Here is a 24,847-nt window from a genome sequence, read left to right as displayed (position 1 = left end):
ACATATTGAGTCAAATTTATGTTTGACTAATATAAGTAATTAAAAAACTCTTTTGGAAGGAATAAATTTTAATCAGATTGGAGTGTCATTCAAGGGAAGCGGAAGTTATGTACCTGATCAAATTTTAACCAATCAAAAAATTAGTCAAAAGGTTGATACAAGCAATGAATGGATACAATCTAGAACTGGCATTTCTGAGAGAAGAATCTCTAGCGTAGAAGATAATGTTACTGAGATGGGTTATAAGGCTGCTCTGACTGCAATAGAAATGGCTAATTGGGATATTAAAACGATTGATTTAATTGTTTTAGCGACTTCTACTCCGCATGATTTATTTGGATCAGCCCCATCCATTCAAGCTAAATTAAGGGCAGCTAATGCTGTAGCTTTCGATTTAACTGCAGCTTGTAGTGGTTTTTTATTTGCCTTAATAACTGCCTCACAATTTTTAAAAGGGGGTAGTTTTAAAAGGGCTATTGTTATTGGAGCAGATCAATTATCAAGTTTTGTTGATTGGACCGATAGAAGAAGTTGTATTCTTTTTGGAGATGGTGCTGGTGCATTAGCAATTGAAGCGACAAATGAATTTGATAATTTTATAGGTTTTGATATGAGAACTGATGGGAGAAGAGGTTCTTTTCTAAATCTTCCATCAAAAAAGAATAAGGATTCAATAGTTGATGAAATTGACTTTTCAAGTGGAGGTTTTTCTCCAATTCAAATGAATGGCCAGGAAGTTTATAAATTCGCAGTTAAAGAAGTTCCCTCAATTCTTGAAAAGTTGTTGAAAAAAATGAAATATAATTCTGATCAAGTTGATTGGCTCTTGCTGCATCAAGCTAATCAAAGAATATTGGATTCTGTAGGAGAAAGGTTAAAAATTCCTAGAGAAAAGATTCTTAGTAATTTAGAAAAATATGGCAACACGTCAGCAGCAACAATTCCACTAATGATGGATGAGGCCGTAAGGGATTATAGAATTAAACAAAATGATATTATTGCTACAAGTGGTTTCGGTGCTGGGTTAAGTTGGGGTGCAGCCCTAATTAAATGGGGTTAAAAAACAAAATAGGAACATTATGACAGTTGCATGGGTATTCCCTGGACAGGGTTCGCAAAAAATTGGAATGGCAAAACAAATTGAAAATTTGCCTAGCGCAAAAGAGAGGTTTAGTTATGCTTCTGAGATATTTGAGAGAAATTTATTTGAAATTTGTGAGTTGAATTATGATCCAACCAATCCTCTTAGTGATTTGAATAATACAAGAAATACACAAATCTGTCTTTTTTTGGTTGAATCAATTTTATTAGATGCCTTAAAAGAAAATGGTTTTAAACCAACTTATGTTGCTGGGCATAGTCTGGGAGAAATAACTGCATTATATTGTGCGGATGTTTTTTCATTCGAGGACTGCGTATCACTAATAAAAGTAAGATCACATTTAATGGTAAATGCTGGGCAAGGATCTATGGCAGCAGTAATTGGCTTTGATAGGAATGAACTTGATTTATTAGTCAAAAAAAGTGAAGAAGTTGTAATTGCTAATGATAATAGCTCCTCCCAAGTTGTCTTATCAGGATCTAATAAAGAGTTAGAGAATTTATCGAAAGAAATTTCTTGTAAAAGATTCCTAAAATTAAATGTTTCAGGTGCCTTCCATTCACCATTTATGGATGAGCCTGCAGTTAAATTTTCTGAGTATTTAAAACAGATTAAGTTTAAAAATCCTTCTTGCCCAGTAATAAGTAATTATGAACCTTCATTATGTGACGATCCTGATGAGCTAAAAACTAGATTGGAAAATCAAATGTGTAATGGCGTAAGGTGGCGAGAAACTATGGATTTAATGGCAAAAGATAATGATCTTCATTTTGTTGAAGTTGGCCCATCAAATGTGCTTAGCGGTTTAGCAAAAAGACACATGAAAGATTTAAAAATTTCTCAAGTTTCATCTTCTAATCAAATAACTTATTAATCAAGTATGAAAAACGATGTTTTTCAAAAATTAATCTATCAATTAGTTAGCAAACTTTTTGTATTACCAATTTATAAATTTGTATTTAGAGGTCATTTAATAGGAAGAGAAAATATTCCGCAAAAAAATTCTTTTATAATGGTTTCTAACCATGGTTCTTTACTCGATCCTCCTTTGTTAGGACATGCTCTTGGACGTAATATATCTTTCATGGCCAAGGCAGAGCTATTTAAAATACCCTTACTTGGGTTTATTATTAGGGCTTGTGGAGCTTATCCTGTAAAAAGAGGAATTGTTGATAAAAATACCATTAAAACAGCATGTAAAAAATTATCAAATGATAATTGTATTGGAATATTTATTGATGGTACGCGACAAAAAAATGGTCGAGTAAATAAGCCCAAACAAGGTGCAGCATTATTAGCCTTTAAAAATCAAAAATTATTATTGCCTGTTGCAATAGTTAATTCTCATAGACTAATAAGATTTAAATTCTTTATTCCTTTGTTTTCAAAAATAGTTATCAAAGTGGGAAAACCTGTTCAACCTCCACAGAGTGCATCAAAAGATGATCTGCGTTCTGTAACAATATACCTTCAAGAAAAAATTAATAATTTGATTGGATAAATATTTAGTTAATTGGAGAAATAGGGTAAAGAGGCAAAACTTTTCTCCAGGTATCTAAATTTGAATTTAAGAAATTTTTATTTGCTAAGTTTAATAGTTCTTTTAAATCTTCTTTATCATCGTAATTAGCCTCAAAAGTCAGTTCTTTACTCTCAAGTTCTTTGACAACTTTTGGTAAAACTGTTTCTCTAATGACAAGATCCGAGGAGTTTTTTTCTTTATGAAAAATTTCATATTTACCTGCAATTAAACCTTTTCGTTTTAATTTTTTGTAAATCCAGAATGATTTTTTGTTTTTAAAGATATTATTTTTTGATGCAATTCTTTTTGCCATTATTTCAAATGAACTAAAACTGTCTAGAGGACAATTTATTTGTTGTGAGATAGTTCTTGCTAAGACTACAATAAGTCGTGAAGCATTAAAATTTGCTGGCCCTATGCTGACTGATAACTTATTTATTTTTTTCAAATTTTCTTTGGAAATGAATTTGTTAAGATCAGTAATTAAGTTGTTGCAAAGATCATTATCAAATTTTTTGATAAATAATTCATCTGATTCAAGGGTATTGTTTTTTCTATACCCAAAGCCAAAAGAATTGTCTGTGCTATGAATAACTAATGTAGGGTAGTTTTCTCTTTGTTTGAGTATATTTGTCATCTATTACCTTTAAACAGGTATTTTCATACCTGGGTTACACTTAGACCATTTACCAAATTCATTTTCAAAACTTTCACAAGATTGAACATCCCAATCAGTTTTATAATCGCCATTATGATCTTTAACTATATTGACATGAATGAATGGTTTTTTTGCTTTAAAATCAGGTAGATCACAAATATGATCAACACCATGATTATTCTCAACATCATGATATGTGATACATCTATCAACCCATTTACAGTTGATGCAAATGCACATAATTAATAAATAAAATGAAAAGTAGCATTCACAAAGATCATACACTAATAATTGATGAATTAGAAAAAAGTATAAAATTTCATAATTTGGATTTAATTTTATGTTATTTACCTAACGGATCATATTTGGTTGGTGGTTATATAAGAGATATTATTTTAGGAAGAAAAACTGAAAAGGTAGATGTTGATATTGTGGTACCTTTAAATGCAATTGAAATTGGGAAAAAGATTGCATATAAGATTAGATCAAAATTTATTATTTTAGATGAAAAAAGAGAAGTAGTAAGAATTATTCTTAACGATATTTATATTGATATTGCTAATCAGGTTTCATCTACGATAGAAGGAGATTTATATTCTAGAGACTTTTCGATAAATTCAATTGCTTTTTTATTTGATAAGAAGTGTTTGGTTGATCCATTAAATGGTCTTAAAGATCTAGAGATTTCTTTGCTTAGAACTCATTCTGAAAACAATTTACTAAATGATCCTTTACGAATATTAAGATGTTTTCGATTTGTTTCAGAATTGAATTTTAAAGTTGATCTTAATTTAATTACTTTTATTAAAAAAAATAAAGGGAAATTATATCTTGTTGCTAAAGAGAGGATTAATAGTGAGATACAGAGAATAGTTAATGGTGCCAATGCTCTTAATGCAGTATTGTTGATAAAAAAATTAAATATATTTGCTACTGATAATTTATCTGAAGATTCTTTTTTTTTGGATTTAGAGAAAATTAATTATGAAGAACTGAATCAGGAAGAGAAAGAAAAATTTTTACCATCATTTTTTATTACTCAAATTTTAGATGTTATATCTTTAGAGAAACTTAAATTTAGTAAATCTGAAATTGTAAAAACTAAGTTATTAAGAAAATGGCACTTTTTGTTGGAGAAAAAAAATATCGCTAAATTAACCGAATCAGATAGATTTGAATTACATAAAGAATTAGAGATTTTTCTTCCAACTTTTATTTTTCATTTACCTCAAAACTTACGATTAAATTGGCTTCGTAGATGGCGTAATAGTGATGATAAATTATTTCATCCTTCAAATTTACTTAGTGGTGACGCAATAAAAAAAAATTTAAAAATAAAGGATGGGCCTATCTTGGGAGAGCTGTTACGGTATCTTTCTAAGGAACTTGCATTTAAGAGGTTAAATAATTTTGATGAAGCTATTTATAAAGCAAAGCGATGGATTGAACAAAATGCACCAAAATGTGATTAAATACACATAGCTTAGTTTTGTCTAGAAGTTCAGACTTCAAAATCATTTTTAAAAATTTATGAGTATTCGTATTTACATTGGCAACTTACCACAAGGATTTAATCCAAAAGAATTTGATACACTTTTAAAGTCAGTTTCTGATTCGATTAGATTTAAAGCAGTTTTAGATAAGGAAACTAAAGAATGTAGAGGTTTTGGTTTCGCTACAGCTAATAGTGAAGATAATGCTAATTTATTAATTCAAAAGTTAAACGGTTTTGAATTTAATGGTTCTAAATTAAGAGTAGAGCTATCAGAAAAAAAAGATTCTGCTTCAAACAAAAGAAATGGTGGAAAATTAAACAAAAATAAGAAAAGGAAAGATTTTAAGAAAATTGTTCATAGTGATGCTCCTAACCTCGAAGCTCCTGATCCAAGATGGGCTGGAGAATTATCTAAATTGAAAGATTTGTTGGCTAATCAGAAGACGCCTGCCTAGTTTCCTATTACTTAATTCGAGAAATTAAAAAAGATATTGGGATCTCTAGAGCTTTGACTGAATTTTTTACAAAAGCTCTATTGTTGAAAACATCATAATCCAGTCTTTCAATAGAATCTAATATTCCTCTATAAAGACGTAAAGACGTCCATACTGGCCATCTTGCGTCAGAAGATAGCCACTTGATACCATCCTCAGACTTTTGGAACCATTCACGAGCTCTTGTTAATTGAAAGTTCATAAGTGATTTCCACTGCTTGTTTATTTTTCCTTGTAAAAGTTCTTCTTCAGAATAATTAAATTTTTCAATATCCACTTGTGGGAGATAAATTCTTCCTCTCTGTCTATCTTCTCCTACATCCCTCAAGATATTCGTTAATTGATTTGCAATTCCAAGAGCTATAGCTGCTTCAGAGGGGTCTGGCATTGCACTCCATGGTGCTGATGTATAAGCGCTATCAATTCCCATCACATTTTGAGTCATTAAACCAACAGTTCCTGCAACTCTATAACAATAGAGTTTTAATTCATCAAAATTTTTGTATCTAAATTTATTCAGATCCATTCTCTGGCCATCTATCATGTCCAGATAAGGTTTAATACTTTGTGGATATTTCTCGATCGTATCTAATAGAACTGAGTCTAATTCAGATTTAATATTCCCTTTAAATACATTTCTAGTATTTTCTTCCCATTCGTCAAGGTTATCAGAAAGCTCATCTTGCGATTTAGTTGAGGCTTCTACGCTATCCATTATTTCATCTGTTCTTCTACACCATACATAGATAGCCCAAATAGCTTTTCTCTTTTCTTGGGGTAATAGAAGAGTTCCCAAGTAAAAGGTTTTAGCCCATTGTTGAGTTTCTTTTCGGCATATCTCGTATGCTTGGTCTAGTTGAGAAATTGAATTTTTCAAAAAGTTTTAGCTAGATTTAAAGGTTTGTAAACGTTATGAAGCGGCATTTTGAGGGGTTTTAGCGTACTCCTTATTTATTGATTCTGCGCATAATTTACCACTTAAAACGGCACCTTCCATAGATGCTAAATATTTTTGCATTGTATAATCACCAGCTAAGAAAAAGTTTTTTATAGGGGATTTTTGACTAGGTCTGAACTCTTGACATCCAGGAACTGCCTTATATACGGATCTTGGAGTTTTAACTACTTTATATTTTCTTAATTTTGTCTTATCTTCACCAATGAAATGTGTTGGGAATAGTTTCTTCAACTCTTCCATAGTTGCATCAACGATATCTTGATCGCTTCTATTAATCCAATCTTTTGCTGGTGCAAAAACTAATTCAAGCATTGATCTATTTGGATCTTCATATTCTTTACATGTAATACTCATATCTGCGTAAACACTGAGAAGTGGTGATCTGCTAAATAGGAGATGGTCAATATCTGTTAATTTTTTGTCAAACCATAAATGGATATTAATGACTGGCACACCATTTAAACCATCTAATTTAGAAAATGCATCTAACCCTTTCCACTGTTTAGGGATCAATAATTTAAAGAGATCTACGGGCATTGCACTTACATAAGCGTCAGCCGTTATCTCTTTCTTATCGTTTTTATCTAAAGAGGCAACAGTAAAACTTTTAACAGTGCTGTCATCATTAAGGTTGATTTCTCGTAATGGACTATTCATGTAAACTTCTCCACCACGCGCAGTAATATAATCAACCATTGGCTGGCAAAGTCTTTCTGGAGGAGCTCCGTCAAGGAATGCCATTTTAGAACCATTTTTTTCTTGTAAAAACCTGTTTAATGCTGTTAATAAAACTGTAGATGATATTTCATCCGGCCCAATGAAATTAAGAGCTTTACTCATCGCTATAAAAACTTCATCATTAACTCTTTCCGGTATATTGTGCTCTTTTAGCCAATCTGTCCATGATTTTGTATCACATTTATCTAAGTACTTTTGGCCTCTTAACATTGCAGGCACTAAACCTAATCCAAATAGAATCTTTTCATTCCATGAAAGCATATCATTATTGCTTAGTATTGCTGAAACTCCATTAACGGGAGCTGGTATGTCGGGAAAGTCGAATCTACTGTAAGTTCCAGGTTCTGATGGCTGATTAAAAATCATTGAATGACTTTTCCATTGGAGTCTATCTTCGATATCTAGCTCTTTAAAAAGTTGCAACATATTTGGGTAGGCTCCAAAAAATATATGCAACCCAGTTTCATACCAATCTCCATCTTCATCTTTCCATGCGGCAACTTTCCCACCTAGAACATCTCTAGCTTCGAGTACAATCGGGATATGCCCATTATCGACTAAATATTTAGCGCAAGATAAACCTGCTAAACCAGCACCAGCAATTACAACACGCATTATAAAATCAAGAAATAAATTAACACTTACTAATAAGCTACATTAAAGTTAGAACATAATAGTTTTTTTCGTTGATTATTTCGTAAAATTATGGAAAAAATGCTTTTAAAATCGACTACTAGGCATGTAAGAATTTTTACTGCCGAAGTGGTAGATGAAGAATTAAAGTTTCATCCCAATAAATTAACTCTTGATTTAGATCCCGATAACGAATTTATCTGGAACGATGATTCTCTAAACAAAATAAATGAAAAATTCAATGAATTAATAAAAGAGAGAGCAGGAAAGGATTTAGATGATTATGAACTTCGAAAAATAGGATCAGAAATCGAAGGTTTAATTAAATTTTTGCTTCAAAACGGTCAGCTTAGTTATAACCCCGATTGTAGAGTTATGAATTATTCAATGGGTTTACCAAAGACTAATGAAGTACTGTGAATAGACCACCATCGAATAGAAGGCCAAGAAGAGGCTCAAATAGAAGTTATTATCCTCCAAATCCAAGGGATATGGATCCGTATGGTCAAAGAAGCAATAGATTGCCTGCTTCTTCTGAACAAAAGATCAACTTTAGTACAGGAACCATTGCCGTACTTGCTGGAGTATTAATTTTAGGAGTTGGTATTGGGAGCGCTATTACCAGTACAACCGATGGCGGGCAGGGAAATATCGCAAGTCAACAACAATTAGATATGGCTGTTCCAGACCCTGAATTTTGTAGACAATGGGGAGCTAGTGCTTTTGTAATTGATGTTGAAATGTATACGACATTAAATCCATCAACTAGTTTTGTAACGCAACCAGCTCTTCAGCCAGGGTGTGTGATTAGAAGAGAGAATTGGACAGTGTTACAAAAACAGGGCGCAATTAGTAATGAAGATGTAAGAGAATGTAAGCAAAGGATGAATACTTTTGCATATATTGGTTCTATAAGAGACAAGCCAATAGTTAAGTGCGTTTATCAGACTGATGTAAATGAAAATAAATTCATAATAAAAGGAGATGGACAAGCCGAAGACGGCGGGGTAGGTATTAATAAAGAAGCAGTTCAGTTTTGATCGAAATTATATATGCCTCAAAGGACTTTCTAAACTAGCAAATTGTGGAAGAATGTTTTTCTTAAATACTTCTGATGCTCTTGATGAATATCTTGACGGATTAGTGATTAATTTAAGTTCTCTTTTAACCTCTAAATCAGCAATGAATGCTTTGTGGATTGTTCCAGCCGATAATTCTCTTTCAATAGAAACAACAGGCAAAAAGGAAGCTCCTAAACCTGATTGAACCGCATTCTTGATTGCTTCAAGAGAGTTAAGTTCCATCTCAATTTTTAATCTTTGAATATCAAGCCCAGAATCTTGGAGAAGTTTGTCAACAACTTTTCTTGTTGTAGATTGTGAGTCTAATGTTACAAAATTTAATTTGTATAAGTCTTCTTTTAGAAGCTCTTTTTTGGTCGAAAGTGGATGTTTAGATGGTAAAACTAATGCCAATTCATCAGTGGCATATGGAATTACTTGTAGCAAATTTTCCAAATCTCCAGGTAATTGTCCGCCAATAATGGCTAAGTCAATTTGTCCATTGGCGACACTCCAACCAGTTCTTCTCGTACTATGAACTTGAAGTTGAACGGATACATCAGGGTATTTTTGTCTGAATAGTCCTATCATTCTCGGCATTAAATAGGTACCCGTTGTTTGGCTCGCTCCAATAACAAGAGTTCCACCTTTTAAGCTATTTAAATCTTCAATAGCTTTGCAAGCTTCGTCGCATTGATTCAAAATTCGTTCACAATATTCAAGTAATAGTCTTCCTGCTTCAGTCAATAGAGCCTTCCTACCACCTCTGTCGAAAATTGTGATTTCAAGTTGTTTCTCTAAATTTTGTATTTGTAAACTCACGGCAGGTTGGGTTACATATAAGAGATCTGCAGCTTTTTTAAAACTTCCTTGAGCTGCTATAGCTTTTAATATTCTTAATTGGTCGAGTGTAAAAGGTAATTCTGGCATCTATTATGCCTACAATTTCTTATAATTCTAATACTTTGGTGCATTCTTGTTAAGAACAAAAATTATTTGAACATTTTAAATATATGGAGACTCATAAAACTTCCCTAATCATTTTACTTTTAATTTTGATTTTTGCGGTAATTCATAGTGGGGGAGCTGCTTTAAGAATCAAAGCAGAATCTATTATGGGTCCGAGATTATGGCGGTTATGTTTTGTTTTTTTAAGTTTGCCATCAGCAATTATCTTGATCAGTTATTTTTTGGCTCATAGATATGACGGAATCAGATTATGGAATTTACAGGGCAATAATTTTGTTTTTATGGTTGTTTGGTTCTTAACTGCAATAAGTTTTTTATTTTTATATCCCGCTACTTATAATTTGCTAGAAATTCCCTCGGTTTTAAAACCCAAAGTACGAATCTATGGAACTGGGATAATGCGAATTACAAGACATCCTCAAGCATTTGGTCAGATAATTTGGTGTTTTGCTCATACTTTATGGATTGGTACATCATTTACATTAGTAACTTCTATTGGTTTAGTTTTGCATCATCTTTTTGCAATCTGGCATGGTGACAAGAGATTAGCAAATAGATTTGGAGAAGAATTTGAAAATTTTAAAAAAAATACTTCCATAATTCCCTTCATGGCAATAATTCAGGGGAGGCAAGAATTTAAGGTTAAAGAATTTTTTAGGTTATCTCAATTTGGCATATTAATTGCAATCGGAGTACTTTGGTGGTCTCATCAATATATAAATATTGCTGTTAAAACATTTAATTCATCATTTTTGTCTGAATTTTTCAATTGACAGTTTAAAATCTAAATATAAGTTTTTTAAAACATGCCTCAAGCTTCAGAAATTGCCTGGTTAATTCCTGTTTTTCCACTCATTGGAGCAGTGCTTTCTGGTTTAGGCCTAATAAGTATTAACAAGAAAATTAATAATTCTAGAGAAATTGTTTCTGTAGGTCTTATCTCTTTTGTTGGCATTTCTGCAGTAATTAGTTACAAAGCTCTGATTGAACAAGTTAATGGTTATCAATCTGTAGAAAAATTATTTGTATGGGCGAGTGCCGGCGATTTTACAATCCCGATGGGTTTTGTCCTTGATCCTTTGGGGAGTGTAATGCTTGCTCTTGTAACGACTATTACTTTGCTGGTGATGATTTACTCTCATGGTTATATGTCGCATGACAAAGGTTATGTCAGATTTTTTACATATTTAGCATTATTTAGTAGTTCAATGATGGGATTAATAGTTAGTCCAAATTTATTAGAAATTTATGTTTTTTGGGAATTAGTTGGAATGTGTTCTTATTTGTTGGTTGGTTTTTGGTATGACAGGGATGGCGCTGCCCACGCTGCACAAAAAGCATTTGTTGTTAATAGAGTTGGAGATTTTGGATTATTACTAGGAATTCTTGGCCTGTTTTGGGCAACAAATAGTTTTGATTTTAATGAAATAGCTGCTGGAATTTCTCAATCAATATCTGATAATTCGATACCTATTTGGGCTGCTTTATTGCTTTGTTTTTTAGTCTTTTTAGGGCCAATGGCAAAATCTGCTCAGTTTCCTCTTCATGTGTGGTTGCCTGATGCGATGGAAGGCCCGACACCCATTTCTGCACTTATCCATGCTGCAACAATGGTTGCTGCAGGCATATTTCTTGTAGCAAGACTTCAACCTTTGTATTCAATATTCCCCTCTATTCAGTTCATTATTGCTTTAGTTGGTACCATTACTTGTTTTTTAGGAGCCTCTATAGCTTTGACCCAAATGGATTTAAAAAAAGGTTTAGCTTATAGCACAGTCTCTCAGCTTGGTTATATGATGCTTGCGATGGGTTGTGGAGCACCAGTTGCAGGAATTTTTCATTTAGTGACTCATGCTTGCTTTAAAGCAATGCTCTTTTTGGGTTCTGGTTCAGTAATACATGCTATGGAAGAAGTAGTTGGTCATCAGCCTGTATTAGCTCAAGATATGAGATTAATGGGCGGTTTAAGAAAAAAAATGCCATATACATCAACAACATTTTTAATAGGTTGTATAGCAATTAGTGGTATTCCCCCACTGGCAGGTTTTTGGAGTAAAGACGAGATCCTCGGAAATGCTTTTATATCATTTCCAGCTTTTTGGTTTATAGGACTTCTAACAGCTGGTATGACCGCTTTTTATATGTTTAGGCTTTATTTCTTGACATTTGAAGGAGATTTCAGAGGGGAGAATAAAGAATTGCAAAAAGAGCTTCTATTAGCCTCTAAAACAAACCAAGATGAAGAAAATGAAGAACAGCATGAAGAGCATGGCTCTATTCATGAGTCACCCTGGTCAATGACATTTCCCTTAGTATTTCTAGCTGTACCGTCTCTAATTATCGGTTTTATGGGACTTCCATGGGATAGCAAAATTGCAAATTTACTAGATCCTGAAGAAGCAGAGACTGCTGCAAAAGCATTCGAATTAAAAGAATTTTTGCCTTTAGCGATAGCTTCAGTTCTTATTGCATCAGCTGGAATCATTATTGCTTATCAAGCATATTTTGTGAAAAAAATTAATTTATCAGTTTTATTTGCTGAAAAGTTTCCTAGTATCAACAGGTTTTTATCCAAAAAATGGTATTTAGATGATATTAATGAAAAACTTTTTGTTAAGGGTAGTAGAAAACTTGCTAAAGAAGTCTTAGAGGTTGATTCTAAGGTTGTTGATGGCGTTGTAAATCTTACTGGACTCGTAACTTTAGGTAGTGGAGAAGGTTTAAAATATTTTGAGACTGGTAGGGCTCAATTTTATGCGCTTATTGTTTTTGGAGGAGTAATTCTACTAGTTGCTATATTTGGTATTCAATCTCCACAAGTATCTTAATTACAATTGTGTGTCTTCACTGTCCATTGGGGTGAAAAAATACAGAAAATTTCTAGACTTTATTTAAGATAAATTTCTTATTAAATTGAGCACTTATTTTTATACACATTTTGCGACACAAATGTTGGGAACTTTGGGAGCTGGATTGTCAAATTTTCCTTGGTTATCTGCTTCAATTTTATTCCCGATTGGTAGTGCATTTTTGATACCTTTTTTCCCAGATAAAGGGGATGGCAAAGAGGTGAGATGGTTTGCATTGTCTATTGCTTTAATAACTTTTTTAATAACTGTAGGTTCATATATAAATGGCTTTGATATTAGTAATGAAAATGTTCAACTGAAAGAAAATATTAGCTGGCTTCCTGATTTAGGTCTTACTTGGTCTGTTGGCGCTGATGGCATGTCTATGCCGTTAATATTGTTGACTAGTTTTATAACTGCTTTAGCAGTTCTTGCTGCATGGCCAGTTAAGTTCAAACCAAAGTTATTTTTCTTTTTGATATTGGTTATGGATGGTGGGCAAATCGCTGTGTTTGCAGTACAAGATATGCTTTTGTTCTTTCTAACTTGGGAACTTGAGTTAATTCCCGTTTATTTATTATTAGCTATATGGGGTGGCAAAAATCGACAATATGCAGCAACAAAATTCATTATTTATACAGCTGGTAGTTCTATCTTCATTCTTTTGGCAGCGTTAGCAATGGGTTTCTATGGTACAGAAATTCCTAACTTTGAGTTTTCTCACTTGGCAGCTCAAAATTTTAGTCAAAAATTCCAAATATTATGTTACATCGGGCTTTTAATTGCATTTGGAGTGAAACTACCAATAGTACCTCTTCATACTTGGCTTCCAGATGCTCATGGAGAGGCTACAGCTCCTGTTCATATGCTTCTAGCAGGAATTTTATTAAAGATGGGAGGATATGCTCTTTTAAGATTTAATGCACAATTATTACCCGTTGCTCATGCTCAATTTGCCCCATTATTAATAGTTCTAGGGGTAGTCAATATAATTTATGCTGCTTTAACTTCTTTTGCTCAAAGAAATCTTAAAAGAAAAATTGCATATAGTTCGATAAGTCATATGGGTTTTGTTCTTATTGGTATAGGGAGTTTTAGTAGCCTTGGAACAAGTGGAGCTATGCTGCAAATGGTTAGTCATGGATTAATCGGTGCAAGTTTATTTTTTCTTGTTGGTGCCACCTATGACAGAACAAAGACTCTTAAACTTGATGAAATGAGTGGTGTAGGACAAAAAATGAGAATCATGTTTGCCCTATGGACTGCTTGCTCCCTTGCTTCCTTAGCCTTGCCTGGTATGAGCGGATTTGTTTCCGAGTTGATGGTATTTACAGGATTTGTTACTGATGAAGTGTATACACTTCCGTTTAGGGTAGTGATGGCTTCTTTAGCTGCTATCGGTGTAATACTTACTCCTATTTATCTACTTTCAATGTTAAGAGAAATTTTCTTTGGTAAAGAAAATCCTAAATTGATCGAAGAACGAAAACTTATAGATGCAGAGCCAAGGGAAGTTTATATTATTGCTTGTTTACTTTTACCAATTATTGGAATAGGTTTGTACCCAAGATTAGTTACTGAAAGTTACATTGCATCTATTAATAATTTGGTCGATCGAGATTTAACCGCAGTTAAAAGTGCTGTGAAAACAAATATTTTTTCAGGAACTAAAACAAATGAGATCCTAAAAGCTCCAACTATATAATTTTTAAAATTAATTCGATATTGTTTGGCATTAAATAATTAAGGGTATATCTTATGTATAGTTATTACCAATTTAAAAATATCTAACTACAACCCTATTCATAGACAACAATTAGGACCTAGATTGTTGATTAAGTTTCTTCAAGACGCCGCAGGTAAAGGTGATCTTGATCCATGGGATATTGATGTAATAAGTGTAATTGATAGTTTTTTAGAGCAATATTCACAATCTTTCGGCAGCAAATCATATATCAAAAGTTCCTATCATAAGGATTTATCTGAGACAAGCGAAGCTTTTTTTGCTGCTTCCGTACTAGTTAATTTAAAGGCTCAAGTTTTGGAATCTGATGTTTTCAAAGACAATTCTTCCGATTTTGAAGATGATTTTGACTTGGATGATCAAGATTGGATTGACCAAGAATTTGATATACCAAAATATCCTGAAAAATATTTAAGGAGGAGGTCAATAGCACAACCAATTCTCAAACGTACAACAACTCTGGGAGAACTGGTAAGTCAGTTAGAGTCTATTGCTGAAGTTATAGAAACCCAAGATCTTCTACTAATGAAGAGAAAAAGAAATAAAAAATATTCAGATAAAGCTTTAATTTCTCAAGTGAAATCATTAGCGCATCGTGAGAAACTACCGGAAACCACTAAAGCACTAGGTAAATTTATTGATGGGTGGGAAAAAGCATTACAGTGGACAGATTTTGAATATCTAGTTGAGAAATGGCAAACTGTTGTAAAAAATGATTTAGATAAAGATCGTTTGGGGGTCTTTTGGGCCTTGTTATTTTTATCATCTGAAAACAAAATTGAAATTAAACAAATTAACTCCTTATATGGCCCAATTCAAATTAAAAGAATAATTCCTGAAGGAGGTTTAGCTCAATTACCTATAGAGAATCTTGATGTAACCAAGACCGTTCCTTCTGCTGTTTAGGAGCTTATTAGTAATAACGTATAATCTTTAAAAAGAGGTTTTGAATTCATGAAGGCAATGATACTTGCTGCAGGTAAGGGTACACGTGTTCAGCCTATTACGCATGTGATTCCGAAACCGATGATTCCGATTTTGCAAAAACCTGTTATGGAGTTTCTCTTGGAACTTTTAAGAGAACATAACTTTAAGGAAATAATGGTAAATGTTTCTCATCTGGCTGAAGAAATTGAAAATTATTTTAGGGATGGGCAAAGATTTGGAGTAGAAATTGCTTATAGTTTTGAGGGAAGAATTGAAGATGGAGAATTAATAGGTGATGCTTTGGGATCCGCAGGAGGATTAAAAAAAATTCAGGATTTTCAAAATTTCTTTGATGAAACTTTTGTTGTTTTATGTGGTGATGCTTTAGTTGATTTAGATTTAACTCAAGCTGTTAAAAAACATAAGCAGAAAGGAGCTATTGCAAGCTTAATAACAAAGAAGGTAACTAAAGATCAAGTATCAAGTTACGGTGTCGTAGTTTCTGATGAAAATGGGAGAATAAAGGCTTTTCAGGAAAAGCCAACAGTTGATCAAGCTTTAAGTGATTCTATAAACACAGGAATTTATCTTTTCGAACCTGAAATTTTTGATTATATACCTTCAGCAGAGAAATTTGATATTGGAGCTGATCTTTTTCCTAAACTTGTTGAAATGGATTTACCATTTTTTGCATTACCAATGGATTTTGAATGGGTAGATATTGGAAAAGTTCCTGATTATTGGAGTGCTATTAGAAATGTTCTACAAGGTAAGGTAAGACAAGTGCAAATACCAGGTAAGGAGATAAAACCAGGAGTTTTTACTGGTTTGAATGTAGCGGCTAACTGGGAAAAGGTTAATATTACTGGGCCGGTTTATATAGGAGGTATGACTAGGATCGAAGATGGAGCAACTATTATTGGCCCTTCTATGATTGGTCCAAGTTGTTGCATTTGCGAGGGAGCAACCATAGATAATTCAATTATTTTTGATTATTCTAAAATTGGTAAAGGTGTAAGACTTATGGATAAGTTAGTGTTTGGTAAATATTGTGTCGGTAAAAATGGAGATCACTTTGATTTGCAAGATGCATCTTTAGATTGGTTAATAGCAGATTCAAGAAGATCTGATTTGACTGAGCCATCGCCTCAGCAGAAAGCTATGGCAGAATTATTAGGTACTGATTTGATTAATATTCCAGACTAAGACTAGCTTTTTCAATAATCTCAGGAATCAAATGCTCTGCTTTTACGGCCATTAGATGAACACCATTTGCGATATTAATAAAATCATGAGCTTGTTCAGCTGCAATTTTAATACCTTCTTGTAATGGGTCTTTAGCATCTTTGAGACGAATTAAGATATTTTCAGGGATGTTTGCACCTGGAACATATTTGTTTATAAAGAGGGCGTTTTTGTAAGACTTTAATAGGAATACACCTGCAATTACAGGAATTTCAAGAGGCTTGCTTATCTTTTCACAAAAGTCTATCAAATTTTCTTTTTCCATAACCATTTGAGTTTGTATAAATCCAGCTCCAGCCTCTTTTTTCTTTCTCATTCTATTTTCTAAACTTCTTTTATTTCTGCAATTTGGATCAGCTGCAGCACCTGCAAAAATAAATGTTTTTTTATCGGAAAGTTCTCCTAGTGTAGGATCGATTCCTTCATTGAAAGCCTGAATTTGTTGAAGTAATCTAACAGACTCAAACTCATGTACGGCCTTGGCATCTTGTTGATCCCCAGCTTTTACTGAATCACCTGTAATACATAAGATATTTCTAATTCCTAAAGCATTTGCGCCCAAAATGTCTGATTGTAAAGCAATTTTATTACGATCTCTGCAAGAAATTTGCATTACTGGTTCTATGCCATTTTCCAGTAATAGTTTGGACATTGCCAAGCTGCACATTCTCATTACAGCTCTGCTCCCATCGGTAATGTTAACAGCATGTACCTTATCTTTCAAAAGTTGTGCTATCTTAAGAGATCTTATGGGGCTTCCACCTCTTGGCGGCATTAACTCTGCCGTTATTACCTTAGATCTTTTTTCTAAAGTCTGCTGAAGTTTTGATTTCAATTGCTTTTGTTTCCTAGTTGGTTAACAAGTGTACTGAGATTGCTAAACTTAATTAATATAAAAAAGGAACTGTTTAAATGCAAATGGTTGAAGAAGAAGTAAACAACATTGATATGATGGGTCTCTCAGCAAGAGAGATGGAAATCATTGATCTCGTAGCTGATGGGCTTACAAACCAAGAAATTGCGGTAAAACTAACTATTAGTAAAAGAACTGTTGATAATCATGTAAGTAATATGTTTACAAAAACTGGTTCTAAAAATAGAGTAGCACTTTTGAATTGGGCAATGGACAATGGAAAGATTTGTAGAGATGGATTTAATTGTTGTACACTTCCAGACTCTGATCAAGATTAGTATTACCCTTTACTTTTTTTGTATCATTAGCCAAATCCATCAGACAATAATTTGTAGAACCTAATTCGAAGAGTTCAGCATATGCAATACAGGCATTCTTGTCTGAATCGACGAATCTCAATATTCCTTCTTTGTCATAAAGACCATACATCTGAGGAAAAAAATATCATGTTTAAATATAAAGAAAATATAAAGGACAAGTGGGTCCTTTGACTAGTTACTTTTGAAAGTTGTAAATTAGTCTTCTTTCCACTCTGAAAAAGGATTGTTAGCGAGACTAAAATTGGAGTAATGGGTTAGCCCAGTAATTTCTTTTGAAATGAAAGATGGTAGAAATAAATCTTCCTCCTCATTAGAAAGTTCAATTTCTGCAATTTCAAGTGGATAATTTTTTTCTTTAAAGCAATCTATAATCCAAAATTTTTTTCCAATTTCTAGAAAGAATCTATCTTTTTTAATTGTATTTGAAAGATTTGACATTATTATTTCAGCATCGCTTCGTGGAATGGAGTATTCAAATTCAAAGTTGGTAAAACCCTTGATATGTTTTTTAAGTGTAATTTTAGAGTTTTTGCCTATAAGCCTTACCCTAATAATCCAACCATCTAAACTTTTGGAAAAATATCCTTGTTCAATATAAACTTTTTTATTTATGAATTCTTTCCAATTATCATTTTTTATAAGAAATCTTCTTTCTATCTCAAAGGCCATTTAATTTTTGAAATTTTTTGGAGACAAATCGCCTTTCCAATCTAGTTTTTTTATTAAGGTATTATAGTAACTTGTGCTTTTTTTAAACTTTATTATTTTGCAGGGTGATTTCCCTTTCTTAATCTCACAATAATAATTTTCCTTAATGGTCATACATTTTGAACCGTCAGTCCATAATTTAATTTCCCCTTTACTTTTTTTTACTGGCTTAATGATTACGGTACTGGTATTAGGTATGACGATTGGTCTACTAGCCAAACTCATTGGGCATATAGGGTTAATAATCATTCCATCTATACTTGGATGTACTATTGGACCTCCTGCAGCCATTGAGTAGGCTGTTGAACCTGTAGTTGTAGCTACAATCAATCCATCACCTTTATATTCATTTACCTTCTCATTATTTATTTCAATTTGTATTTGGTTGGTCGGAGAAATATCTTCTTCAACGGATTTAAAATAAAAATCATTTAAGGCGTTATAGCTTTTTATGGTTTTTTTCTCAGAACATGTCCCCTCAATACAAACATTGCAATTTAATCTATTACGAAAGTCAATTAAATATTCTTCGTTTTCAAGGATTTCAATAAAAGATTTGTCAAATAAAAATTCTTTCTCTTGAGTAAGAAACCCCAAATTACCTCCAATATTAATACTCAATAAAGGAATATCATAATCAGCTAATGCATTTGCACATTTCAGGAAGGTTCCATCTCCACCAAGAACTATGCCAATATTTGGTTGTGATTCTGAATTGGAAAAATATTTTTCAATTTCATCTTTATGAAAATCACTTTCAATCCTGTTTGATTTAATATTTTTTGCTTTAAGAACTTCTTCACAGAATTTTGAAGCCTCTTGAGCTATAGAACTATCTGAACGATATACAATGAGCACTAATGAAAGTTTCATTTAATGCTTTTACCATTTTAATAAATTAAAACTTTCCATATCTACAGTCACCCTATTCCTATAAAGAGATAACAATATAGCTAATCCAACGGCTGCTTCTGCGGCAGCAACAGTAATCACAAAAATTGTAAAAACTTGTCCTTGAATTAAATTATTATCAATATAGGAAGAAAACGCCATCAAGTTTATATTTACCGCATTGAGCATTAATTCAATGCTCATAAGAACTCTGACTGCATTTCTGCTATTTAATAATCCCCAAATACCAATGCAAAATAGTACTGAAGAAACTATTAAAAAAGCTTGAAGAGGAATTGATTCTAAATTCATAATAAGAAACTCAAAAGGTTAATTTTTATTTGTAAGTAATGGTTCTGATGATTTTTCAATTAACTCTTGATCAACAGGTAGTCCTGTCGAAATATCTTTGCTCATTACATCTCTTCTAGCTAAAACAATAGCCCCAATCATTGCCATTAAAAGTAAGACTGAAGCAACTTCAAATGGGAGTAAATAATCACTAAAAAGATGTTCACCAATCCTAATAGTTGATTCTTCTCCAATAGAGTTTTGAGGACTTGATAGGCTCCATACATTGGTTAAGTCAACTCTTATTAAGAGACTTAGGAGGGTTAAACATATCGATGTTGAAATAACTCTTCTCGATTTAATGTCATTGATAGGCTTTAAATCTTCTTTTTTATTGACTAACATTATCGCAAAAATTATTAATACATTCACTGCACCCACATAAACTAAAACTTGAGCTGCAGCAACAAAACTTGCATTTAATAGAAGATATAATCCTGCAACACTCATGAAAACTCCACCAAGCAGAAAGGCTGAATAAACAATACTTTCGAGCAACACAACACCAAGTGCTCCAATAATGACAACTAAAGATAAAACTGTAAAACAAATAAATTGTGTTGTTATGGCAATGGACATTAATTATGGAAATTAATTAGTTGGATTAGAAACTTTATCTTTATTTTCATTTTCATTGGATTCAGGCCTCATCCAATCATAAACTTCTTCAGGTAATTTACCAACTCTTGCATCTGAAGCTGGGATTTCATGAGGGTCCATGACACCTTTAGGAAGATAGGCAAGTTCTCTTAGAGGTTTAACTGAAGGATCTGTTGTAACATTTGTGGGTAGTCTGCCAAGTGCGACATTATCGAAATTTAAATTGTGTCTGTCAAAAGTAGCTAATTCATATTCTTCAGTCATTGACAGACAATTAGTTGGGCAATATTCAACACAATTTCCGCAAAAAATACAAACTCCAAAATCTATTGAATAATTTCTAAGTTCCTTTTTTTTGGTTTCTTTATTCATTACCCAATCTACTACTGGGAGATTTATGGGACATACTCTCACACAAACTTCACAAGCAATACATTTATCAAATTCATAATGTATCCTTCCTCTATATCTTTCAGAAGGTATTAATTTTTCATATGGATATTGAACAGTAACAGGTCTTCTTCGAAGATGATCAAAAGTTACCGATATACCATTGTATAAATATTTGCCAGCATTAAATGCTTCTTTGATATAGCTATTTATTTGTTGAAGGAAATTGTTCATTTCGAAAAATTTACTTAGTTATTTTATTTTAGTGGAATAATTTTGGATTTAAGTATTTTTACTTAAATTTAACCACCAAAGAATTGCGGAAAAGCAAGTTTTAATCCTGCTGTTATCAAAAGATTAGCAAGAGAAATTGGTAGAAGAAACTTCCATCCGAGATCTAAGAGTTGATCTATTCTTACTCTAGGAGTTGTCCAACGTAATAATATTGCAATAAAAACTAAAAGATATGCCTTCAGTACAGTCATTACAATTCCTATTGATGCAGTGAAAACCTGAATAAAGGGTGCATTAATAGGTAAATTAAGAAACTTAGCTATTAATTCAACTGGAATAGGAAAACCCCATCCTCCCAAATAAAGTATTGATACTAATAAAGCGGAAAGAATTAAATTAATGTAACTACCCAGGTAGAATAATGCGAATTTCATCCCTGCATATTCAGTTTGATATCCCGCAACTAATTCTTCTTCAGCTTCGGGTAAGTCAAATGGAAGTCTCTCACATTCTGCAAGAGCACAAATCCAAAAGACTATAAAACCAACTGGTTGTCTCCATATATTCCAACTTAGGATTCCAGCACCACTTTGTTGGTTGACAATGTCAACAGTACTTAGAGAATTTGTCATTAGTACGATAGCCAGTACAGATAAAGCTAAAGGAATTTCATAACTTATTGATTGAGCCGCTGCTCTTAAACCTCCTAATAAAGAATACTTATTATTTGATGCGTATCCGCTCATAAGAAGGCCAATTGGCTGAATACTGCTTAAAGCAATCCATAGGAAAATTCCAATACCAACGTTACTTATTAAAAGGTTTTGTCCAAAAGGAACAATTAGCCAGGACAAAATGACTGGGACAAGAACTAATATAGGTCCTGCAGTGAAAAGAATCCCATCCGCTTTGGCAGGAATAATATCTTCTTTGACAAGTAACTTTAGACCATCTGCAATTGGTTGGAGGACGCCGAGCGCTCCAGCATATTCTGGACCTATTCTTTGTTGAGCAGCAGCAGATATTTTTCTTTCAAGCCAAACTGTTACTAAAACGCCAACAACTGCCGCTACCAAAACCAAAAGCATAGGAAGAGGGAGCCATATTATATGAGCGATTTCGCTGGAAAGGCCAAAACCTTTTAAGAATTCATTAAAACTATATTCGAGATCTAATCCGTATTCCAAAATTTTTATGTTATTTACTTAATAGATTAACTCTTCACAAACAATATGTGTGTTTTTTATGGAAAGCTGCAAATATTATTCTCTACTTTCTAAGCTGATCCAATCTCTTGGTGCTGAACCTGTATAGATTTGCGATGGTCTGAAAATTCTATTTGCTCCAAGTTGCTCTCTCCAATGAGCTAACCAACCAGCCACTCTAGATATGGCAAAAATTGGAGTAAATAAATCACGAGGAATACCAAGTTTTCTATAAACAAGACCAGAATAAAAATCCACGTTAGGGAATATACCCTTAGGTCCAAGTCTTGGTATTGCCTCTGCCTCAAGTGATTTAGCAACTTCATACATTTCATCTGCTCCAAATCTAATAAAAAGTTCTTCTGCAAGTTTTTGAAGAATGATTGCTCTGGGATCTTTGACTTTATATTCTCTGTGGCCGAAGCCCATTATCTTACTTTTATTTTTTATTGCATTATCTAAAAAAGACCCAGCATTTTCTGGGGTTTTAATCTCTTCTAACATCGCAATCACATCTTCGTTTGCTCCTCCATGCAATGGACCAGCCAGGGTTCCTACTGCAGAGGCGATGACAGCATACGGATCTGTAAGAGTACTTGCAGTCACTCTAGCGCTAAATGTACTTGCGTTTAAACTATGTTCGGCATGTAGAATTAAGCATCTATCAAAAACTTTTGCGGCTATCGGATCTTGTTCTTTTTCAGTCAACATATAAAGAAAATTTGATGAGTAAGTTAGATCATCTCTAGGTTGAATTGGGTCTTGTCCTTTTCTAATAAGTTGAAAGGCTGCAATCATTGTGGGTATTTTTGCAATTAGTCTTATGACTGCGTTGTAGATGTAATTAGGATCATCTATTGCTCTACGCGAATAGAAAAGCCCCAAAGAAGCAGCACTAGATTGAAGAGCATCCATAGGATGACCAGTTGCAGGGAAACATTTCATCATATCTCTAACTCTAAAACTTAACCTTCGATGCATCTGAACTTCTTGTTCGAAATCTCTTAGTTGAATAGCTGTGGGCAATTCACCCCAAATCAATAGGTAAGCAGTTTCTAAAAAACTGCTTTTTTTGGATAGTTCCTCAATGGAATAGCCTCTGTACAATAATTTACCTTTGTTGCCGTCAATATCACATATAGATGAATTAGTAACTGGGACACCCTCTAATCCTGGTTTTAAAATTAGTTTGTTACTGTCCAACTGCTTAATTCAATATCAAATACTTATAGATTAAAGATAGTCAAATAATTTTTAATTAACCACAAGATATTAACTTCGCATTAAATTAAAATCATTGTTTTTGAAGCTTGTTTGAATAAATTTAATTTAAAGAATGTTTAATATTGTTTCTCTGTAAATAATTGGATTTTTTTCAGGAATAGACTGACTTATGATTTCTAGCGATTCCTCATTCGATATTTTTAAAATATTTTTAATTAGAAAATTAAGGTCCTGCAAATTAGAAAAATATTCAATTTTATTGGAATTACCACCTTTGATATCAACTTTTGAATAAAGAAAAGCAGATTTATCTTTATTACTTTTTAGGTTAAAAAATTTTTTTGATATTTTCTCAAATTCTTTACCATCAATTAAATGATTACTTATGATTTGTAAACCTCCTGATTCTATCGAATAGATATTTTCAAAAGATAATTGTTTTATAACATCGTCTTTTTCTTCAAGAATATCTTTGGAATATATCGAATAAATATCTTCATTTTGTTTCAAAGTATATTTGTTGAAATCTTTTAGCTTTTTCAAAGAACTTAAATCAAATTGATCTTTATTATTTTTTTCAAACGTAATAAGCCAATCTTTATTTGAATTGAGAATTAAAATGTTTTGATTATTACTTTGATTAAACTCTTCAAAAAAACTGAGTTGAAAATCATTTATTAAGGGATTAAGATATTTGTCAAAATTTTTTATATCACAAAAAATTAAATTTTCAGGATTATCTTCATTACTATTGTCTTTATTAATTAACTTTTCGTAAGTAAGAATATCAATATTTTTTTTATTATTTAGTAAATATGATTTTAAAGTTAGTTGCTTATTTTTAAAGTCAAAAGTTGTAGCAATATTATCTCCATTATTCTCAGTAATAATTTCTTTATTAAAAAATTTACTTTCCAAAAATTTATTTGTGAATAATATATTTTTTTCATTTTTCAGTCCAACAAGTTCACCCTCATATTGAAATTTTTTTTCTTTAAAGTCATTACTAGAGTTAATACTATTTTTTATTAATTTTTTATCTGATGAAGCAATTATATAATTATCTTCGTTTCGGTATATAAAGTTAAGGAAATTTATTTTGTTTTCTCTATTAATTGAAATTATCTCATCAATCTGATCAATTTTATTAGGCAGATTTAATAAATCGTCTATTGTTTTTTCTGGCTTAATTTTAAAAACAATCAAAATATCATCTTTAAGCTTTTTATTATTTTCAAAAGTTGAGATTATAAGTTGATTATTATAGATATCTTCTAATTTATTGTTGCCTAGATCTATACCTAAGTAATCTAATATAGACTCTTTTATTAAAACAAAGTTATCTTGATTAGTTGGATTTTTATCTTTTTCATTATTATTAATAATATTAAAACTATCTAAATTAGAAATAAATAATAATTTATTGTTTTCAGGTACATATTTTAAGATGTTTAGTTGCTCAATATTTGTACTTTGCTCCTTAATTTTATTAGCAGAAACTTTTTTAAAACCAAAAAAAATTAATAAAGATAATAATAGTATTATTGCTACTATCCTAAGTTTCATTATCAATGTTTATTTTTATTTTTAACAATAAACTTCTTACTGCAACTTAA

Annotated in this window: 27 protein-coding genes; 13 read left to right on the top strand and 14 right to left on the bottom strand. The window is 32.2% G+C overall.

Features of this window, described 5'->3' with window-relative positions:
- The first annotated feature begins 52 nt into the window (after positions 1-52).
- The 3 genes from EU98_RS03880 to EU98_RS03890 are packed head-to-tail and all read left to right on the top strand — an operon-like array spanning position 53 to position 2,603.
- The gene (locus tag EU98_RS03880) at positions 53-1,060 is read left to right on the top strand and encodes a beta-ketoacyl-ACP synthase III (protein WP_032515857.1); all 1,008 of its coding nucleotides are present in this window, start codon (positions 53-55) and stop codon (positions 1,058-1,060) included.
- 19 nt (positions 1,061-1,079) lie between these two features.
- Positions 1,080-1,976 (top strand): ACP S-malonyltransferase, encoded by an 897-nt coding sequence (fabD, locus tag EU98_RS03885; RefSeq protein WP_032515855.1) that lies wholly within the window; start codon positions 1,080-1,082, stop codon positions 1,974-1,976.
- A 6-nt stretch (positions 1,977-1,982) separates the two neighbouring features.
- Positions 1,983-2,603, top strand: coding sequence for a lysophospholipid acyltransferase family protein (locus tag EU98_RS03890; protein ID WP_032515854.1), 621 nt, complete (start codon positions 1,983-1,985; stop codon positions 2,601-2,603).
- Positions 2,604-2,607: 4 nt separating this feature from the next.
- Here EU98_RS03890 and EU98_RS03895 read toward each other — a convergent pair whose 3' ends face one another.
- Both EU98_RS03895 and EU98_RS03900 read right to left on the bottom strand, forming a co-directional pair.
- The gene (locus tag EU98_RS03895) at positions 2,608-3,261 is read right to left on the bottom strand and encodes a molecular chaperone (protein ID WP_032515853.1); all 654 of its coding nucleotides are present in this window, start codon (positions 3,259-3,261) and stop codon (positions 2,608-2,610) included.
- Between the two features lie 9 nt (positions 3,262-3,270).
- A complete protein-coding gene (locus EU98_RS03900) occupies positions 3,271-3,522 on the bottom strand; it encodes a Ycf34 family protein (RefSeq protein ID WP_032515852.1) in 252 nt (83 codons plus the stop codon).
- A 14-nt stretch (positions 3,523-3,536) separates the two neighbouring features.
- Between EU98_RS03900 and EU98_RS03905 the strand changes: the two genes are divergently transcribed.
- Positions 3,537-4,754, top strand: coding sequence for a CCA tRNA nucleotidyltransferase (locus tag EU98_RS03905; RefSeq protein ID WP_193743015.1), 1,218 nt, complete (start codon positions 3,537-3,539; stop codon positions 4,752-4,754).
- 58 nt (positions 4,755-4,812) lie between these two features.
- Positions 4,813-5,232, top strand: coding sequence for an RNA recognition motif domain-containing protein (locus EU98_RS03910; RefSeq protein ID WP_032515851.1), 420 nt, complete (start codon positions 4,813-4,815; stop codon positions 5,230-5,232).
- 7 nt (positions 5,233-5,239) lie between these two features.
- Here the strand turns inward: EU98_RS03910 and EU98_RS03915 are convergent, their stop codons facing one another.
- A complete protein-coding gene (locus EU98_RS03915) occupies positions 5,240-6,148 on the bottom strand; it encodes a phytoene synthase (protein ID WP_032515850.1) in 909 nt (302 codons plus the stop codon).
- A gap of 33 nt (positions 6,149-6,181) precedes the next feature.
- A complete protein-coding gene (gene pds, locus EU98_RS03920; RefSeq protein ID WP_032515849.1) occupies positions 6,182-7,582 on the bottom strand; it encodes a 15-cis-phytoene desaturase in 1,401 nt (466 codons plus the stop codon).
- Positions 7,583-7,672: 90 nt separating this feature from the next.
- Between pds and ndhM the strand changes: the two genes are divergently transcribed.
- Together ndhM and EU98_RS03930 are read left to right on the top strand one after the other, a co-directional pair.
- Positions 7,673-8,020 (top strand): NAD(P)H-quinone oxidoreductase subunit M, encoded by a 348-nt coding sequence (gene ndhM, locus EU98_RS03925; RefSeq protein WP_032515847.1) that lies wholly within the window; start codon positions 7,673-7,675, stop codon positions 8,018-8,020.
- Entirely contained in the window at positions 8,017-8,640 is a 624-nt protein-coding gene (locus tag EU98_RS03930) for a DUF3172 domain-containing protein (RefSeq protein ID WP_032515846.1), read from the top strand. Before ndhM ends, EU98_RS03930 begins: the two co-directional genes overlap by 4 nt.
- A 6-nt stretch (positions 8,641-8,646) precedes the next feature.
- Here EU98_RS03930 and EU98_RS03935 read toward each other — a convergent pair whose 3' ends face one another.
- The gene (locus EU98_RS03935; RefSeq protein WP_025931306.1) at positions 8,647-9,591 is read right to left on the bottom strand and encodes a LysR family transcriptional regulator; all 945 of its coding nucleotides are present in this window, start codon (positions 9,589-9,591) and stop codon (positions 8,647-8,649) included.
- A gap of 83 nt (positions 9,592-9,674) precedes the next feature.
- On the opposite strand from EU98_RS03935, the gene EU98_RS03940 reads away from it, so the two are divergent.
- The 5 genes from EU98_RS03940 to EU98_RS03960 all read left to right on the top strand — a co-directional run bounded on the left by EU98_RS03940 (position 9,675) and on the right by EU98_RS03960 (position 16,356).
- Positions 9,675-10,403, top strand: a complete 729-nt coding sequence (locus EU98_RS03940) for an NnrU family protein (RefSeq protein ID WP_032515844.1) — start codon at positions 9,675-9,677, stop codon at positions 10,401-10,403.
- 33 nt (positions 10,404-10,436) lie between these two features.
- Complete coding sequence (locus EU98_RS03945) at positions 10,437-12,458, top strand: NAD(P)H-quinone oxidoreductase subunit 5 (protein ID WP_032515842.1); 2,022 nt, start codon at positions 10,437-10,439, stop codon at positions 12,456-12,458.
- A 121-nt stretch (positions 12,459-12,579) separates the two neighbouring features.
- Entirely contained in the window at positions 12,580-14,184 is a 1,605-nt protein-coding gene (locus EU98_RS03950; RefSeq protein ID WP_032515841.1) for an NAD(P)H-quinone oxidoreductase subunit 4, read from the top strand.
- A 123-nt stretch (positions 14,185-14,307) separates the two neighbouring features.
- Positions 14,308-15,129, top strand: a complete 822-nt coding sequence (locus tag EU98_RS03955; protein WP_032515840.1) for a segregation/condensation protein A — start codon at positions 14,308-14,310, stop codon at positions 15,127-15,129.
- A gap of 48 nt (positions 15,130-15,177) precedes the next feature.
- Complete coding sequence (locus EU98_RS03960) at positions 15,178-16,356, top strand: nucleotidyltransferase family protein (RefSeq protein WP_032515839.1); 1,179 nt, start codon at positions 15,178-15,180, stop codon at positions 16,354-16,356.
- On the opposite strand, the gene EU98_RS03965 is transcribed toward EU98_RS03960, so the two are convergent.
- On the bottom strand, positions 16,340-17,230 hold the full coding sequence (locus EU98_RS03965) for a methylenetetrahydrofolate reductase (protein WP_032515838.1): 891 nt from the start codon (positions 17,228-17,230) through the stop codon (positions 16,340-16,342). The genes EU98_RS03960 and EU98_RS03965 overlap by 17 nt on opposite strands.
- A gap of 77 nt (positions 17,231-17,307) precedes the next feature.
- Between EU98_RS03965 and EU98_RS03970 the strand changes: the two genes are divergently transcribed.
- Positions 17,308-17,586 (top strand): helix-turn-helix domain-containing protein, encoded by a 279-nt coding sequence (locus tag EU98_RS03970; RefSeq protein WP_011817646.1) that lies wholly within the window; start codon positions 17,308-17,310, stop codon positions 17,584-17,586.
- A 237-nt stretch (positions 17,587-17,823) separates the two neighbouring features.
- Here EU98_RS03970 and EU98_RS03975 read toward each other — a convergent pair whose 3' ends face one another.
- The 8 genes from EU98_RS03975 to EU98_RS04010 all read right to left on the bottom strand — a co-directional run bounded on the left by EU98_RS03975 (position 17,824) and on the right by EU98_RS04010 (position 24,797).
- Entirely contained in the window at positions 17,824-18,297 is a 474-nt protein-coding gene (locus EU98_RS03975; RefSeq protein ID WP_025971618.1) for a CYTH domain-containing protein, read from the bottom strand.
- Entirely contained in the window at positions 18,298-19,209 is a 912-nt protein-coding gene (locus EU98_RS03980) for an NAD(+) kinase (RefSeq protein WP_032515837.1), read from the bottom strand.
- 9 nt (positions 19,210-19,218) lie between these two features.
- Positions 19,219-19,539 (bottom strand): NADH-quinone oxidoreductase subunit NuoK, encoded by a 321-nt coding sequence (nuoK, locus tag EU98_RS03985; protein ID WP_025922771.1) that lies wholly within the window; start codon positions 19,537-19,539, stop codon positions 19,219-19,221.
- An 18-nt stretch (positions 19,540-19,557) separates the two neighbouring features.
- Positions 19,558-20,157 (bottom strand): NADH-quinone oxidoreductase subunit J, encoded by a 600-nt coding sequence (locus EU98_RS03990; protein WP_025931316.1) that lies wholly within the window; start codon positions 20,155-20,157, stop codon positions 19,558-19,560.
- 12 nt (positions 20,158-20,169) lie between these two features.
- Positions 20,170-20,802: an NAD(P)H-quinone oxidoreductase subunit I gene (gene ndhI / locus EU98_RS03995; RefSeq protein WP_032515836.1), complete on the bottom strand. Its 633-nt coding sequence runs from the start codon at positions 20,800-20,802 to the stop codon at positions 20,170-20,172.
- Positions 20,803-20,870: 68 nt separating this feature from the next.
- Positions 20,871-21,989, bottom strand: a complete 1,119-nt coding sequence (gene nuoH / locus EU98_RS04000; RefSeq protein ID WP_025922077.1) for an NADH-quinone oxidoreductase subunit NuoH — start codon at positions 21,987-21,989, stop codon at positions 20,871-20,873.
- A 75-nt stretch (positions 21,990-22,064) separates the two neighbouring features.
- Positions 22,065-23,210 (bottom strand): citrate synthase, encoded by a 1,146-nt coding sequence (locus tag EU98_RS04005; protein ID WP_025931318.1) that lies wholly within the window; start codon positions 23,208-23,210, stop codon positions 22,065-22,067.
- 126 nt (positions 23,211-23,336) lie between these two features.
- A complete protein-coding gene (locus EU98_RS04010) occupies positions 23,337-24,797 on the bottom strand; it encodes a hypothetical protein (RefSeq protein ID WP_032515835.1) in 1,461 nt (486 codons plus the stop codon).
- Positions 24,798-24,847 lie beyond the last annotated feature (50 nt).

Origin of the sequence: Prochlorococcus marinus str. MIT 9314, from assembly GCF_000760035.1 — a bacterium.
Classification (GTDB): domain Bacteria; phylum Cyanobacteriota; class Cyanobacteriia; order PCC-6307; family Cyanobiaceae; genus Prochlorococcus_A; species Prochlorococcus_A marinus_B.
The sequence above is the reverse complement of the archived record's forward strand: the minus strand, read 5'-3'. Positions and strand labels throughout refer to the sequence as shown.